The sequence below is a fragment of the Klebsiella sp. DY2415 genome, assembly GCF_026314315.1.
GTDB classification, from domain to species: Bacteria; Pseudomonadota; Gammaproteobacteria; order Enterobacterales; family Enterobacteriaceae; genus Klebsiella; species Klebsiella ornithinolytica.
Genome location: NZ_CP111115.1, coordinates 5,193,881 through 5,209,274, shown reverse-complemented (window position 1 = coordinate 5,209,274; position 15,394 = coordinate 5,193,881). Strand labels below are relative to the sequence as shown.

General features: G+C 51.3%; 15 protein-coding genes. 11 read left to right on the top strand and 4 right to left on the bottom strand.

Features of this window, described 5'->3' with window-relative positions; translation table 11 throughout:
• Window positions 1–271: 271 nt before the first annotated feature.
• Complete coding sequence (gene iraM, locus OQV00_RS24680; protein WP_004856494.1) at window positions 272–622, top strand: anti-adapter protein IraM; 351 nt, start codon at window positions 272–274, stop codon at window positions 620–622.
• An 11-nt stretch (window positions 623–633) separates the two neighbouring features.
• Here iraM and OQV00_RS24675 read toward each other — a convergent pair whose 3' ends face one another.
• Window positions 634–1,116 (bottom strand): hypothetical protein, encoded by a 483-nt coding sequence (locus OQV00_RS24675; RefSeq protein WP_224050099.1) that lies wholly within the window; start codon window positions 1,114–1,116, stop codon window positions 634–636.
• A gap of 6 nt (window positions 1,117–1,122) precedes the next feature.
• Window positions 1,123–1,977, bottom strand: coding sequence for a winged helix-turn-helix domain-containing protein (locus OQV00_RS24670; protein WP_015585358.1), 855 nt, complete (start codon window positions 1,975–1,977; stop codon window positions 1,123–1,125).
• Window positions 1,978–2,418: 441 nt separating this feature from the next.
• Here OQV00_RS24670 and OQV00_RS24665 point away from each other — a divergent pair, with 441 nt between their 5' ends.
• From OQV00_RS24665 to OQV00_RS24640, 6 genes are all read left to right on the top strand, one after another.
• Complete coding sequence (locus OQV00_RS24665; protein WP_004856502.1) at window positions 2,419–2,994, top strand: LuxR C-terminal-related transcriptional regulator; 576 nt, start codon at window positions 2,419–2,421, stop codon at window positions 2,992–2,994.
• A gap of 175 nt (window positions 2,995–3,169) precedes the next feature.
• Window positions 3,170–3,754 (top strand): common pilus major fimbrillin subunit EcpA, encoded by a 585-nt coding sequence (gene ecpA, locus OQV00_RS24660; protein ID WP_004856503.1) that lies wholly within the window; start codon window positions 3,170–3,172, stop codon window positions 3,752–3,754.
• A gap of 59 nt (window positions 3,755–3,813) precedes the next feature.
• A complete protein-coding gene (locus OQV00_RS24655) occupies window positions 3,814–4,482 on the top strand; it encodes an EcpB family pilus assembly chaperone (RefSeq protein WP_004856504.1) in 669 nt (222 codons plus the stop codon).
• Between the two features lie 24 nt (window positions 4,483–4,506).
• Complete coding sequence (locus tag OQV00_RS24650) at window positions 4,507–7,038, top strand: fimbrial biogenesis outer membrane usher protein (protein WP_004856505.1); 2,532 nt, start codon at window positions 4,507–4,509, stop codon at window positions 7,036–7,038.
• On the top strand, window positions 7,028–8,671 hold the full coding sequence (ecpD, locus tag OQV00_RS24645) for a fimbrial adhesin EcpD (protein WP_004856507.1): 1,644 nt from the start codon (window positions 7,028–7,030) through the stop codon (window positions 8,669–8,671). Before OQV00_RS24650 ends, ecpD begins: the two co-directional genes overlap by 11 nt.
• Window positions 8,640–9,338, top strand: coding sequence for a fimbrial biogenesis chaperone (locus OQV00_RS24640; protein ID WP_004856509.1), 699 nt, complete (start codon window positions 8,640–8,642; stop codon window positions 9,336–9,338). Before ecpD ends, OQV00_RS24640 begins: the two co-directional genes overlap by 32 nt.
• Before the next feature lie 46 nt (window positions 9,339–9,384).
• Here the strand turns inward: OQV00_RS24640 and OQV00_RS24635 are convergent, their stop codons facing one another.
• Window positions 9,385–9,666: a YjcB family protein gene (locus OQV00_RS24635; protein WP_004856511.1), complete on the bottom strand. Its 282-nt coding sequence runs from the start codon at window positions 9,664–9,666 to the stop codon at window positions 9,385–9,387.
• A gap of 533 nt (window positions 9,667–10,199) precedes the next feature.
• On the opposite strand from OQV00_RS24635, the gene OQV00_RS24630 reads away from it, so the two are divergent.
• Window positions 10,200–11,783, top strand: a complete 1,584-nt coding sequence (locus OQV00_RS24630) for an EAL domain-containing protein (RefSeq protein ID WP_266279567.1) — start codon at window positions 10,200–10,202, stop codon at window positions 11,781–11,783.
• A 4-nt stretch (window positions 11,784–11,787) separates the two neighbouring features.
• On the opposite strand, the gene soxS is transcribed toward OQV00_RS24630, so the two are convergent.
• The gene (gene soxS, locus OQV00_RS24625) at window positions 11,788–12,117 is read right to left on the bottom strand and encodes a superoxide response transcriptional regulator SoxS (protein ID WP_004856516.1); all 330 of its coding nucleotides are present in this window, start codon (window positions 12,115–12,117) and stop codon (window positions 11,788–11,790) included.
• 85 nt (window positions 12,118–12,202) lie between these two features.
• On the opposite strand from soxS, the gene soxR reads away from it, so the two are divergent.
• The 3 genes from soxR (at window position 12,203) to OQV00_RS24610 (ending at window position 15,328) form a co-directional block, all read left to right on the top strand.
• Window positions 12,203–12,664: a redox-sensitive transcriptional activator SoxR gene (gene soxR / locus OQV00_RS24620; protein ID WP_004856518.1), complete on the top strand. Its 462-nt coding sequence runs from the start codon at window positions 12,203–12,205 to the stop codon at window positions 12,662–12,664.
• A 257-nt stretch (window positions 12,665–12,921) separates the two neighbouring features.
• Window positions 12,922–13,587: a glutathione S-transferase family protein gene (locus OQV00_RS24615; protein ID WP_064359436.1), complete on the top strand. Its 666-nt coding sequence runs from the start codon at window positions 12,922–12,924 to the stop codon at window positions 13,585–13,587.
• A gap of 391 nt (window positions 13,588–13,978) precedes the next feature.
• The gene (locus OQV00_RS24610) at window positions 13,979–15,328 is read left to right on the top strand and encodes an NCS2 family permease (protein ID WP_004856522.1); all 1,350 of its coding nucleotides are present in this window, start codon (window positions 13,979–13,981) and stop codon (window positions 15,326–15,328) included.
• The last annotated feature ends 66 nt before the right edge of the window (window positions 15,329–15,394 follow it).

Genomic DNA, 15,394 nt, shown 5'->3' with positions numbered 1-15,394 from the left:
GGTTGATGACAACCCGTCGCGTCCTTTTTAACTGTAGCCGGCACATCGCTCATCCGCGTATTGTAAATTTATACCCGGCGCAATGTAGAATTATGTATTTATATTCTTAATGCCTACGTATTTTATATTAGTTCTCCGCTGACTATTTATCTGTTCATTGACAGCTCATCGTGATTTTACATCATAATGTTGCCGGGAGGGCTTGCGGATAATTATAATCTTTGCTATGACTATCTACGTGGCTATTTCCCGGAAAGCACAAGGACGCGACATGAAATGGACAATTCAGAATACAATTATCTGCCCACATTCTGGTGTGGCATTTTCAAGCATCTCGAGATTGCGCTTTTTAAAATTTATCATATGGTATGAAGCCGATATTCTGTTGCTTCCCGGGGAATCCATGAAACTGTATTCCTCGAAAGTATTAGTTAATGGAAAATATCATTATATTAAGGTCTATAATATTTCAACCTACAGCCATGCACAATGGGAAGCCTTAAGGGAAAGGCCATCCTGCCCCTATGATTTCGGGGCTACCACGATAGAGGGTTGCTGTTATCAGCCGCATTGTGCGATTAAACGTTGCCCTGGCAGTTTCAAGCACCACGCGTTGTGCTAACGAAACCCATGCTAACTATTTGTATTTTCACAAATAAAATAAGGGGTGTTTGTTGACATAAAGACCCATGAGTCATGTTTTATCTTTAATATTTTGATAATGAACCGATCTTCTTTTCTGATCTCCGTAAAGAACGGCGGTAGAATCTCATCGAATTTTTCAGGAAGCGCAGTGGCATTCGAGCGAATATTCGTGTCGCTACTTCTGAAAATATAAATGTTATTTTTATTTTTTACATAGGTTATATATTTTCTGATGCTGATATTATCCATTGAATTTCCTGAGCTACCGGTGAATGTAATTAATCCATCACCATCGCTGGCAAAGAAAGTGACAGAGAAAGCAAATTCTTTACCATCATTAACTATTGAAAAAGCGGACGTGCAGTTAATGCTTTCACCGTCATCAGATGAGCTGATGTAATAAAAAGCAAGGCTTATTGTGATAATAATGACTGTATATGCAAGAGCTTTATTTATCTTTCGTGTTTTCATGTTGTGTTATTTTAAGTAATAAAATGAGGTACAGAATGATTTTTTATTAGATTTTATTGGATATCGACAGGAGATCAGTGATGTCCTGCTCGATGGGTAATGATTCGTTATATAAATAGTCCGTCCATTTGAGCAGCTGATATTATGCTCTTTGAGAAAATTAATATAGTACTCATCAAATCTTAGGTCATCGTTTCTGAAAATCTTGCAGCTATTGATTGTCGTGATCAGTGTATACGACGCGAAAGGTGAATCGGTTGTTGCTGACTGATTAATGAAGATATGCAACAGAATAATCAACAAACTTGTAATACCGGCGACAAGACATCCTGTCTTTCTTTTTCTCACGGCCCCGATGATTGTCCTCGACAGGACGTCACCTTTGTCTTGCGCCGTCGGTGGGTCGGCGTGAAGTTGCTGGCTCCCTTCATCATGAGCGCCATGTCCTTCCGTCACCGCTCTGTTTATCTGATTTATTTCTGCAGCGGCGATATCATTAGCCTTCTCCGCAGGGGTCCCGGGAGCCTCAATCCGGATATTCGCTTCATCCGCAATCATGAAACCCCGTTTAGGGATTGTTTGAATAAGTGTGCCATTCACATTGAAGCGATTTAAAGATTTACGCAGCAAAGAGATGTTTTGATATAGAGTATTTGGCGTAACACTCATCCCTCTTTCTCCCCACGCATTTTGCAGCAGCTCTGCCTGGGTGACAATTCGTCCCTGATTTCTTATTAACAAATCAAAGCAAAGGCTTGCGGGTATTGCCAGGGCCATGCGTTCATTACTTTTTATGGAATGGAGAGTATGCGCTTCTGAGTTAAATCGCAGCGTGTTCTCGATAACGTAAATAGTAGCCATATATGATTTCTTATTGTGAGAATAGTTACCACTGTGTCATTTATCTGGGGTTTGATGCCGCGATACTAGCACCAAAGAGTAAACCTGACATTCACTCATAACTAAGAATAATCTTAATCCCCGGGTGAGAGTTTTTCTGAATTGCTTTTTATTTGTTAAATTTACTAACTATTCTGATATTTATCAATGGCTTGAGTTTTAACAAATGCTCAACAGATGTGATTTTTTTGCCCTTCATAACTTTATGAGTAATAAATTTTGCTTATTAAGCTTACTATTTGTGTATGAAATGTGGCGGTGCTACCGTAACAAAAATAATAGTGATGTTTTGTCACCTTTCATAAAAGAAAAGTAAAAAAGCAGGGGCCAACGTCATCATGGATGTTGGCGTCTGCCGACGGATGGGGTCAACAGGCTCAATGGAATGGAGGTTCTGTTATCATGGCTGTATTGATCGTAACAGATAATTATTTCTATATGCAGGGTCTGGTCAGCATGGCTGACGATGAGTGCAACATCACCTGGGTCGATAACATTGATAATGAGTATGCGCACCAGCAGTGCCAGGCACTGAGCGCCGATGATTACGTCATTATCCATTTTGCACAGATAGATAAAATGCTTTGCTCGTATCAGTATTATTTGATGAACAGTCCGGCGAAAGTGATTGTGGCTCCAGATGCCAAATTTGTCACTGATGTTTCTGACATCAACAATATCTGCTTTCTGTCTGCTGATGCGAGCGTTAAAACGGTTGAAAGCATCCTTAAGCTGAAGAAGTTTAAAGTCAGAAAAAGAAACCTCACGGTTCGTGAAGAGAAGATTATGTCATTGCTGATTATTGGTAACTTAATTAATGACATTTCTAAAACACTTGGTCTGAGTATCAAGACAGTGAGTTTACATAAAAGTAATACCAGCAATAAGGTCGGCTTGTTGAATAACAACAACATTACCATGCTTGCCTTAATGCGTTTTATCTTGCCGGCATCAGGGACCGACATGATTCTTATTTAATGTTGTATTACTGCAGTGTTATTGCGTTTTATTTTCACGGAAATCTATTAAGTTTTATCGATTGTATTCAATTTTTGCATTTAAGAACATCCTGTTCTTAAGGGTAATGGCTCCATAAATAACTATGGAACAGCACGGGCGATATAAAGCCTTTTATTTTTCTCAGGTGATGAATATGAAATTGAAAATGTTAGCAGCAGCTCTTGTGACGACTTTCTGTGTGGGCGCTGTTCAGGCAGCAGACGTTACGGCTCAGGCCGTCGCAACCTGGTCGGCAACGGCAAAAAAAGACACCACCAGCAAACTGGTTGTGACACCTCTGGGTAGCCTGGCTTTCCAGTATGCAGAAGGAATTAAAGGCTTTAACACCCAGAAAGGTCTGTTCGATGTTGCGATTGAAGGGGATGCGACTGCGACAGCATTTAAACTGACCTCCCGTCTGATTACCAACACCCTGACTCAGCTGGATACCTCCGGTTCGACGCTGAATGTCGGTGTGGATTATAACGGCGTTGCTGTCGAAAAAGCGGCTGATACCGTCATGATCGATACGGCGAATGGCGTTCTGGGCGGCAACCTTAGCGCGCTGTCTAACGGTTACAACCAGGCTGGCCGCGCTACTGCACAGGATGGTTTCAACTTCTCAATCATCAGCGGCACCGCCGATGGTACGAATGCAGTCAACGATTACAGCACGCTGCCGGAAGGGATCTGGAGCGGTGACGTCAGCGTCCAGTTCGACGCGACCTGGACCAGCTGATTTCTCTGTAGCACGAGCAGGGGGGATTCCCCCTGCTTTCTTCCACGGACCGAATTCATATGAAAAACCGCATTCTGGCTATCAGCCTGTATTTTTGCGCCATCATGCCGGCCCTGGCACTGGATGTTGGCGATATTTCTTCATTTATGAACAGCGACGCCAGCGTGCTCAGTAAAGAGATTAAAAATACCACCGAGAGTGGACGTTTAATCAATATCCATGTTGAACGTCTTTCCTCACCGCTTGAAGGCGGCAGCGTGATTCCGATGGACACTCAGGATGAAGTGCTGCTGACACCCGCCAGCCTGCTACTGCCCGCGAAGAGTCGTGATGTCATTCGCTTTTTCTACAAAGGCCCGGCGGATAGTAAAGAGCGCTACTACCGCATCGTCTGGTTCGATCAGGCGTTGAGCGATGCGCAGCGCGATAGTGCCAGGCGCAGTGCGGTTGCTACCGCATCGGCCCGTATCGGCACCATCCTGGTCGTTGCCCCACGCAAGGCGGATTACCGCTATCAGTATGCCAACGGAACGCTGGTGAATACCGGCAATGCCACGCTACGTATCCTGGCTTACGGCCCCTGCCTGAAGCCCGCAGATGGCAAAGAATGCAAAGAAAACTATTACCTCATGCCCGGCAAAGAGCGCCGTTTCACCCGCGTGAATGTTGCCGATAAAAAAGGGCGGGTCGCACTCTGGCAAGGCGAGCAGTTTGTTCCCGTAAAATAACAATTGTGCTGACGGAATCAGGTTATGCCTTTACGACGGATTTCACCTGAGCTGAAAACGCTCATTGCCTGTGGTATGGCCATTTTTACTCTTCCGCTTAGTGTGAATGCTGCTCCGCAGCAGGTGCAGCAAATTGGCGGCGTGGTGATTCCCCAGGCATTCAGCCAGGCGCTACAGGATGGAATGAGTATTCCACTGTTTCTTCACCTGGAAGGCAGTGCGGGGACGCAGGACGACCAGCGGCTTGGCAGTGCGTTTATCTGGCTGGATGCCGGCACGCTTCGCGTCCGTCATATTCAGCTGGAAGAGCGCGGTGACAACGCCAGCGTGAGCGAACAAACCCGAAAAACGCTGACTGAACTGGCGAATGAACCCTTCAACAGCGATTTACACATCGCGCTCACCCGCGATGCGCAGCTGCAGCTCAGCCTGCGGCAACTGCTGCTGCAACTGGTCGTGAAACGAGAAGCGCTGGGAACCGTCCTGCGCTCGCGCAGTGAAGATATCGGCCAGTCCAGCGTTAACAGCATCAGCAGCAGTCTGAACTATAACCTCGGCGTCTATAACAACCAGATGCGTAACGCGGGCAACAGTACGTCCAGCTATCTGTCGTTAAACAGCGTCAGCTCCCTGCGCGAGCACCATATTGTGTTGGACGGGTCGCTCTACGGCACCGGAACCAGCAATCAGGATAGCGAAATTTATAAGGCCATGTATGAGCGTGATTTCGCCGGGCATCGCTTTGCCGGCGGGATGCTGGATACGTGGAATTTACAGTCGCTTGGACCGATGACCGCCATTTCTGCCGGGAAAATCTACGGCGCATCCTGGGGAAACCAGGCCAGCTCAACGGTGTTTGATAATTCACAATCGGTCACGCCGATCGTGGCTTTCTTGCCTGCCGCGGGTGAAGTGCATTTGTCGCGCGACGGGCGTCTGCTGAGCGTACAGAACTTCGTGATGGGTAACCACGAAGTGGACACCCGGGGCCTGCCATACGGCATTTATGATGTGGACGTTGAGGTGATCGTCAATGGCCGGGTGGTCAGCAAGCGTACTCAGCGGGTGAATAAACTCTTCAGTCGCGGGCGCGGAGCGGGCGCACCTCTGGCCTGGCAGGTGTGGGGCGGCAGCTTCCATATGGATCGCTGGTCAGAGAGCGGCAAGAAGAGCAAACCGGCAAAAGAGAGCTGGCTGGCAGGGGCGTCGACATCCGGCTCCGTGGGCACGCTCAGCTGGGCGGCAACCGGCTACGGTTATGATAGCAATGCCGTCGCCGAGACGCGTCTGACCGTACCACTGACGGAGTCTGTCAACGTTAACCTGCAAAATATGCTGGCCAGCGATAGCTCCTGGAGCAGCATTGGCAGCATCAGCGCCGCGTTGCCCGGCGGTTTTAGCACCGTCTGGGTTAACCAGGAAAAAACCATTATTGGCGACAGGTTGCGGCGCAGCGATGCCGACAACCGGGCGATTGGCGGAACCCTTAACCTGAACCCGCTGTGGTCAAAGCTGGGGACCTTTAGCATTAGCTACAACGATGACCGTCGCTACAACAGCCATTACTACACGGCGGATTATTATCAGACTCTCTTTAGCGGGGCCTTCGGTTCGCTGGGCCTGCGTGCCGGTATTCAGCGCTTCAATAATGGCGGCGGCGGTAGCAGTAGCAGTACCGGGAAATATATCGCGCTCGACTTCTCACTCCCCCTGGGGAACTGGTTCAGCGCCGGTATGACCCACCAGAACGGCTATACGATGGCAAACCTTTCCGCCCGTAAACAGTTTGATGAGGGCGTGGTACGTACCCTTGGAGCCAATATTTCGCGGGCGATCTCCGGTGATACCGGCGATGACAAAACGCTGAGCGGCGGCGGCTATGCCCAGTTCGATACCCGCTATGCCAATGGCACCCTCAATATTAACAGCGGCGCTGACGGCTATGTGAATACCAACCTGACCGCCAGCGGTAGCGTCGGCTGGCAGGGGCGAAATATTGCCGCCAGCGGACGCACCGATGGCAACGCCGGCGTGATTTTTAACACCGATCTCGATGATGACGGCAAGCTGAGCGCCAGGGTCAACGGACGGGTCATCCAGCTGACCGGCAAACGCAATTATCTGCCGCTTTCGCCGTACAGCCGTTACGAAGTCGAGCTGCAAAACAGTAAGAACTCAATCGACAGCTACGACATTGTCAGCAACCGCAAGAGCAGTCTGACGCTCTACCCGGGCAACGTGGCGGTGATCGAGCCGGAAGTGAAACAGATGGTGACCGTTTCCGGGCGCATCCGCGCCGAAGATGGAACGCTGCTGGCCAATGCACACATCAATAACCATATTGGCCGGACCCGTACCGATAACACCGGAGGATTCGTTATGGACGTGGATAAAAAATACCCCACCATCGATTTCACCTACGGCAATAACCAAAGCTGTGAAGTCGGGCTTGAGATAAGTCAGGCGCGCGGGGCGGTGTGGGTCGGCGATGTCGTCTGCACGGGTCTGAAAACTTACGCCAGCGCGCAGCAGGCAGGAGAAGGTCATGAAAGCTAAGTGGTTCCCGTTGGTAAGCCTGTTTATCGTCGCGCTGTGCGCGGTGCGGGCAGAGGCGGCGGTAACGAAAACAACCTGGGCAGACGCGGCAGCGGTGCAGTTTGTTTTTGTGGAAAACAACTCCGATGATAACTTTTTCGCCACGCCGGGCGGCGTGCTGGATCCGCGCATGACCGGCGCCAGTCGTTGGACCGGGCTGAAATATACCGGTAGCGGCACTATCTACCAGCAGAGTCTGGGCTATATCGATAACGGCTATAACACCGGGCTGAATGCCAACTGGAAGTTTGACATGTGGCTGGAAAACTCGCCGGTGTCGAATCCCCTGAGCGGGCTGCGCTGCATCAACTGGTACGCCGGTTGCGATATGGCGACCAGTCTGATTTTGCCTCAGGTCACCGATGCGAACGGCTTTTACGGTGTGACGGTGACCTCCGGTGGACAAAAATGGATGCACGGCATGATGTCGGACGCTTTCTACCAGTATCTGCAGCAGATGCCGGTAGGCGGCAGCATGTCGATGACGATCAACGCCTGCCAGACTTCCGTCTCCTACGATGCAAGCAGCGGAGCGCGCTGCAAAGATCAGGCCTCCGGCGCCTGGTACGTGCGTAAAGTGACCCATACTAAAGCGGCAAACTTAAAGCTGATTAACACCCATTCTCTGACCGAAGTCTTTATCAATAGCGATGGGATCCCGACGCTGGGCGAGGGCAGCTCGAACTGTCGCGCGCAGACGATTGGTACCCGTAGCGGTCTGAGCTGCAAGATGGTCAACTATGCGTTACAGCATAATGGGCTGAGCAACACTTCGATTCATATTTTCCCGGCGATTAACAACACGTCGCTGACCTCGGCGGTGAATATCTATGATATGCAGTTCAGCCTCGATGGTAACAGCTGGAAACCGGTCAGCAGCAATGCCTACTACTATACGTTTAACGAGATGAAATCCTCGGATTCGGTCTACATCTTCTTTTCCAGCAACTTCTTTAAGCAGATGGTGGCGCTGGGTATCAGTGATATTAATACCAAGGATCTGTTTAATTTCCGCTTCCAGAACACCACTTCGCCGGAGTCCGGCTGGTATGAGTTTTCTACCTCCAACTCGCTGATTATCAAACCGCGTGATTTCAGCATCAGCATTATTTCCGATGAGTACAGCAGTTCGCCGTCGCGCGAAGGGTATGTCGGGGCGGGGCAGCCGTCACTGGATTTTGGTTATATCGTCACCACCAGCGGAAAAACCGCCGCCGATGAAGTCCTGATCAAAGTGACCGGCCCGTCGCAGTCGATCGCCGGGCGTTCATATTGCCTGTTCAGTTCTGCGGACGGGGTGACAAAGGTGCCTTTCCCCGGGCTGCTGACGTTTACCACCCAGACCGGAACGACCAAAAATTATGATGCCGGCTGTGATGACAGCTGGCGCGATATGACGGATGCGCTGTGGCTGACGACGCCGTGGACAGATGCTTCCGGCGATATTGGCGTGATGAACAAGACGACGGTGAAATTTTCCATCCCGATGAACGACAGTATTTCGTTGAGAACGGTAGATGACGATGGCTGGTTTGGTGAAGTGAGTGCTTCAGGAGAGATTCATGTTCAGGCGACATGGCGCAATATTAATTAACCTGCTCCAGACCGTCGCGTGGTTGCTGCTCCTGGGCCTACCAACGGCGGGCCTGGCGATTTCCGTCGGTAATTTAACCTTTTCGCTGGGCGCAGAGGAGAGCTTTGTCGCCAAACGGGTACTGAATAACAACCCGAGCGCGCGGCTCTATCAGATTTCCGTCGTCGGGATAGACCGGCCGGGAGGTAATGAGGTTCGCTCTCGTCCGGCAGATGGCGAACTGCTCTTTGCCCCGCGTCAGCTCACTTTGCAGGCCGGGCAAGGGGAATATTTTAAATTTTATTATCATGGCCCGCAGGATAATCGTGAACGTTATTACCGGGTTTCGTTTCGCGAAATTCCCACCCGAAACCGCATTGGCCGTACTGCGGCCGGTGGATCGGTAGGTATTGATCCGGTGGTGGTGATGGAAACTATTATGGTGGTACGCCCGCGGCAGGTGCAGTTCAAATGGGCCTTCGATCGGCAGGCGGGAAGCGTCAGCAACAGCGGCAATACCTGGTTTAAACTGCTGATCAAGCCGGGATGCGATGCAACCGAAGAAGAGGGTGAGGCCTGGTACTTACGGCCAGGAGATGTGGTTCGCCAGGCGGCGCTGCGCCAGCCTGGGAATAAATACATTATCTATAATGATAAATTTATTAAAATATCAAAGGATTGCGAGTAGGCTTTGCCGATAAATAAAAAAGCCTCCCGCAGGAAGCTTTTTATTATCAGGTCATGACCATCGGCCATTGGGGGGGCGTCTGACTCATGACTTCGATCATGACGTCTTTGATATTGCCCCAGATTTTCGCGATATCCAGCAGCGTGATCCCCAACAAGCCGGTGGCGAACCAGCAGGCCGCCACCAGGCCGATGCAGCTACAAATAACGGCTAAACCGGCATAGTCACTTTTGCGTAGCTGAATGTTCATCGAGCTGGCCAAAAACATCAGAACCGCGCTCACCAGCGGCCAGCGCAAAAGTATGACACTGGTAGTTATGGAAGCCATCAACCTCATCCTCAAAGAAAATCGGCTGCCTTTGACAACCTGGCGAGACTGACGATGACGTGGCGCTCTGGCTATCTACGGGCAATCAGGAGAATAATGAAACATTGTTCTTGTTTCATCAAGTTGTGTGAACTATATCACATTTGCTGTTTTATTCACCAGCCCAAAATGCGCGTTTTTGGTGGTTTTTAAAGCCGTGCTTTTATTGTGGATAATGAGGGTGGGGGCATTTTACCGCGACCTCAAACAGGCAACCTGATTTTCGCGGCGTCCGGTTTCTTTTTTTGTGCTCGTTATCTACGGCTTTTATTACATATTCTTGCCGATCGGACGGATAAACCGAATCAGCGAACGACACTGTTTTTATAATGCCGAGAGTGTTTCTCGATTCTCTGCGAAATTAGTATTATTCATCATTATTGAGGGTGGGGTTTTTACATCAAACGACTGGTTGCTGAAAATAGTCTCTGTTGTATAACAACGAGTGTGATCTTTTACCGTGATAAGGCATATCGTATGGATAAAAAACGGAAATGAATCGTCGCACATTGCACAACGTGTTGAGAATATTGGGAGTGACGCTGGTGGTTCTGCTCCCCGTCGTGCTGGCGCTGTGGTTTGCGCAAATCAGAGCCAAAGCCGAAACCTCCGACCGGCTTCATGCATTTTCACAACTGGCGCTACAGAAAACGGAAATGGTTGTTTATGAAGCCGATCGCGCGCGTGAAAAAGCCTTGCAGTTTAAGGGGACAATATGCTCTTTCGCACATCAGCAATATATGTTGTCGGTTGTTCGCAGCCTGCTTTATGTCGATGATTTAATTTATGCCGACGGTACGCGTTTGTTTTGCTCGACTGCTGTCCGCCCCGATACCGCATGGCGTATTCCGCCGGCGAATTATACAAAAAAGCCGGATATCGCTATCTACTACTATCGCGATACGCCTTTCTATCCCGGTTTTGCGATGAACTATATGCAGCGAGGGCACTACATTGCGGTTATTAATCCGCTCTCCTACAGTTCGTTAATATCGAGTGATAAAGATTTATCCTACGGTTTGTACGATACAAAAACGAATCAGTTTTTTTCCACCAGTAAAAATGCCGACCCCGCGGTACTGCATGGTCTGATTCGTCAGGAAGATGCCTTTTTTCGGCACGGTAACCGGGTGTACACCGTGGCTCATTCCGCCATCCGCCCGATCGCCGTGATTATGTCTACCTCATACGCCAGTTATTACCAGAGCTTTTATGATCAGGTGACGCTCACCCTGCCGCTGGGGGGGATTTGCAGCATTTTGATCTTACTGGTGTGGTGGCGCACCCGGCAGCAATACCATTCGCCGCGAAATATGCTGCAACGCGCGCTCAATCGGCGTCAGCTGTGCCTGCATTATCAGCCGATAATCGATATCGAAAACAACCGCTGCGTCGGAGCCGAAGCGCTGCTGCGCTGGCCGGGATTTGACGGGCCGGTGATGACGCCGGCGGAGTTTATCCCTTTGGCGGAAAATGAAGGGATGATTGCGCAGGTTACCGATTACGTGGTGGATGAGTTATTTTCCGAACTCGGGGAGTTTTTGGCCGGGCATCGGCATCTGTATATTGCGATTAACCTGTCGGCCACCGATTTCCACTCTTCGCGGCTCATTGCCCAAATCGGTGAAAAGGCGCGGAGCTATGCGGTGAATATCGATCAAATTAAAATTGAAGTCACCGAGCGCGGATTTATTGACGTGCAGAAAACGATGCCGGTCATCCAGGCATTCCGCGAAGCCGGGTATGAAATTGCCATTGATGACTTCGGCACCGGCTATTCCAATCTGTATAATCTCCACTCGCTTAACGTGGATATCCTGAAGATCGATAAATCGTTTATCGATACGCTCACTACCAATAGCACCAGCTACACGATCGCCGAGCATATTATTGAAATGGCCCGCAGCCTGCATTTAAAGACCGTTGCCGAAGGCGTCGAAACGGCGGACCAGGTTAACTGGCTGCGAAAACGCGGGGTCCGGTATTGTCAGGGCTGGCACTTTGCGAAAGCGATGCCGCCACAGGAGTTCAGGCAGTGGCTGGCCAACGCTCCCGGGCTGCTCAGCCCTTGCATGTGAACGCTCAGGCGGAAATTTGATGACGATAATCGCTGGGGGTACGATCGAACTCCCGACGGAATACCCGTGAGAACGTCTGCTGCGACACATAGCCCAGATCCATCGCAATATCAAAGATCGGTCGCTGGGTTGTCCGAAGCGCCTCTGCGGCCAGCAACAGCCGGCGCTGGCGGATGTAATCGCCCAGCGTTTGATGCATCACGGCGCGGAACATCCGCTGGAGGTACCATTTTGAATACCCGGATTTTCTGGCGACTACATCAATGTTAAGTGGTTGATCGATATGTTCATCAATCCATTCAATAAGCGTTTGGATAATATCCTGATGGGACATAAAGCGGCCTCTCTCAATTCTCGATTCGTCGTTTTGTCTGCGGGCGAGTATAATTCCTCAAGTTAACTTGAGGTAAAGCGCTTTTATGGAAAAGAAATCCCCCCGTATTAAAATGCTGTTGACCCCCGGCGAGGTGGCAAAGCGTACCGGTGTTGCCGTCTCCGCCCTGCATTTCTATGAAAGCAAAGGGTTAATTCACAGCCAGCGTAATGCCGGTAATCAGCGGCGCTATCGCCGCGATGTGCTGCGCGCAGTGGCAATCATCAAGATTGCCCAACGAATCGGCATTCCGCTGTCGACCATTGGTGATGCGTTCGGCGTGTTGCCGGAAGGGCATAACCTCAGCGCGAAGGAGTGGAAACAGCTCTCATCGCAGTGGCGGGAGGAGCTTGATCGGCGTATTCATACCCTGACCGCGCTGCGCGACCAGCTGGATGGCTGTATCGGCTGCGGCTGTCTGTCGCGACGCGACTGCCCGCTGCGCAACCCGGGAGATAAGCTGGGTGAAGAGGGGACCGGCGCGCGGCTGCTGGAGGATGACGTATAAAACTAAAGCGCCACAACAGGGCGCTTTAGTTGTTTTCCGGTCTTTGTCTTTAATACTATCCTGGTCGTTCGCAGGAGGGTTTCCCCCGACGTCGGCTCACCTCGGTATTGCGCAAGATGTTGATGGAGGTTCCGGATTGCGCCGACAATTTAATTGTGGCACAGCCCGGCTTTTTCACCCGTTTATTTCGGCGAAATTTTTCCGCCAATCGCCGTCAGTTCCTATAGTTAATTTGAACGAATTACGGGAGAACCTCCATGCTGACGGTACATCATCTCAATCAATCGCGATCCCAGCGCGTGCTGTGGGCGCTTGAAGAACTCCAGTTGCCTTATCGCATTGTCAGCTACCAGCGGGAAAAAAATATGCTGGCGCCGCCGGCGTTAAAGCAGATCCACCCGCTCGGAAAATCCCCGGTGGTGGAAGATAACGGCTACGTGCTGGCGGAATCGGGCGCCATCCTGGAGTACCTGCAGGAAACCTACGATAGCGACCAACGGTTCAGACCGCAGGCGATGGCGGATAAGCTGCAATACCGTTTCTGGCTGCACTATGCCGAGGGTTCACTGATGCCGCTGATGTTGATGAAACTGGTGTTTGCCAGCCTCGGTAAACCGCCCATTCCGCTCGGGATGCGCACGCTGGGCAATGCCCTGGGCAAAGGGGTACAGAAGGCCTGGCTGGACCGGCAAATCGCCACGCACGCTCGCTATATTGAGGATCATCTCTCCCGTCAGCCGTGGTTTGCCGGCGCGCAGCTCAGCATGGCCGATATCCAGATGAGCTTTCCGGTCATGGCGCTGCTGGCGCGCGGCGGCATCAAGGATCTGCCGCGGATCGGACAGTGGGTGCAGCGTATAGAGCAGCGTCCGGCCTGGCAGAAAGCGATTGAACGCGGCGGCCCGTTCACCCTGCCGGAATGAGGTAGTGATTTTTGTGATGACCGCGGTGAATTGCTATCAGCGCAATACAAAAATGTTACCGGATTGCGCATAGACGACAACGTTTGCGCATCGGCTGGTTATTTCATGAACGCCATAAGCAAAATTTAGCGAATTAACACAAACTTCAGTTGAAAAGGCCCGTCTAAAGGCTGGATAATCGTTTGCCTTTGTATTTTGCTCGCTATTTATCCCTGTTCTGGGGGGAGCAAAGACATTCTGACCACCGTTATTGTATGCGCGGAGTTAAACGTTTGCTTTTTTGCAGCCCCCCTGGCGCTGCGAGGTCGCACAAGGAGATCGCGTTTAGCTGGCAGTGGATGGTCCACCACGCATACGGACGAACGATTAAATTTTTCAGGGGAAGTTTTCTATGTCTACGCCTTCAGCGCGTACCGGCGGTTCATTAGACGCCTGGTTTAAAATTTCAGCTCGTGGCAGCTCCGTTCGTCAGGAGATTGTTGCCGGTTTAACCACCTTCCTGGCGATGGTGTACTCGGTCATTGTTGTCCCGGGCATGTTGGGTAAAGCCGGGTTTCCTCCGGCAGCCGTGTTCGTCTCCACTTGTCTGGTCGCCGGCGTAGGCTCTCTGGTGATGGGGCTGTGGGCAAACCTGCCGCTGGCCATCGGCTGTGCTATTTCGCTGACCGCGTTCACCGCCTTCAGCCTGGTGCTGGGGCAGCACATCAGTATTCCGGTTGCGCTGGGCGCCGTGTTCCTGATGGGCGTGCTGTTTACCATTATCTCCGCCACCGGTATTCGTAGCTGGATCCTGCGCAATTTACCGCAGGGCGTTGCGCACGGCACCGGGATAGGTATCGGCCTGTTTCTGCTGCTGATCGCCGCCAACGGCGTGGGCCTGGTGATTAAAAACCCGCTGGACGGTCTGCCGGTGGCGCTGGGTCACTTCAACAGCTTCCCGGTGATTATGTCGCTGGTGGGGCTGGCGGTGATTATTGGTCTCGAAAAAATGAAAGTGCCGGGCGGTATTCTGCTGACCATTATCGGCATTTCGATCGTCGGGCTGATTTTTGACCCGAGCGTTCATTTCTCCGGTATTTTCGCGATGCCGTCGCTGAGCGACGACAAAGGCAACTCGCTGATTGGCAGCCTCGATATCATCGGCGCGCTGAACCCGGTAGTTCTTCCAAGCGTTCTGGCGCTGGTGATGACGGCGGTATTTGATGCCACCGGCACTATTCGCGCCGTGGCGGGGCAGGCAAACCTGCTGGATAAAGACGGGCAGATTATCAACGGCGGTAAAGCCTTGACCACCGACTCCCTGAGCAGCGTCTTCTCCGGCGTGGTCGGGGCGGCGCCGGCGGCAGTGTATATCGAATCCGCGGCAGGTACTGCGGCGGGCGGCAAAACCGGCCTCACCGCGGTGACCGTTGGCGTGCTGTTCCTGCTGATTCTGTTCCTCTCCCCGCTCTCTTATCTGGTACCTGCGTATGCCACGGCGCCAGCGCTGATGTATGTCGGTTTGCTGATGCTGAGCAACGTGGCGAAAATCGATTTTAATGATTTCGTCGATGCGATGGCCGGGCTTATCACCGCGGTCTTTATTGTGCTGACCTGTAACATCGTAACCGGCATCATGATCGGCTTTGCCGCCCTGGTCATTGGCCGTCTGGTGTCCGGCGAGTGGCGCAAGCTGAATCTGGGAACCGTTATCATCGCGGCCGCGCTGGTGATCTTCTACGCCGGTGGGTGGGCTATTTAAGCTTTTCTTGCGAATAGCGGGCGGCTCAGGCCGCCCGTTTTATTTTTAAGCCACATCCTGTTTCCT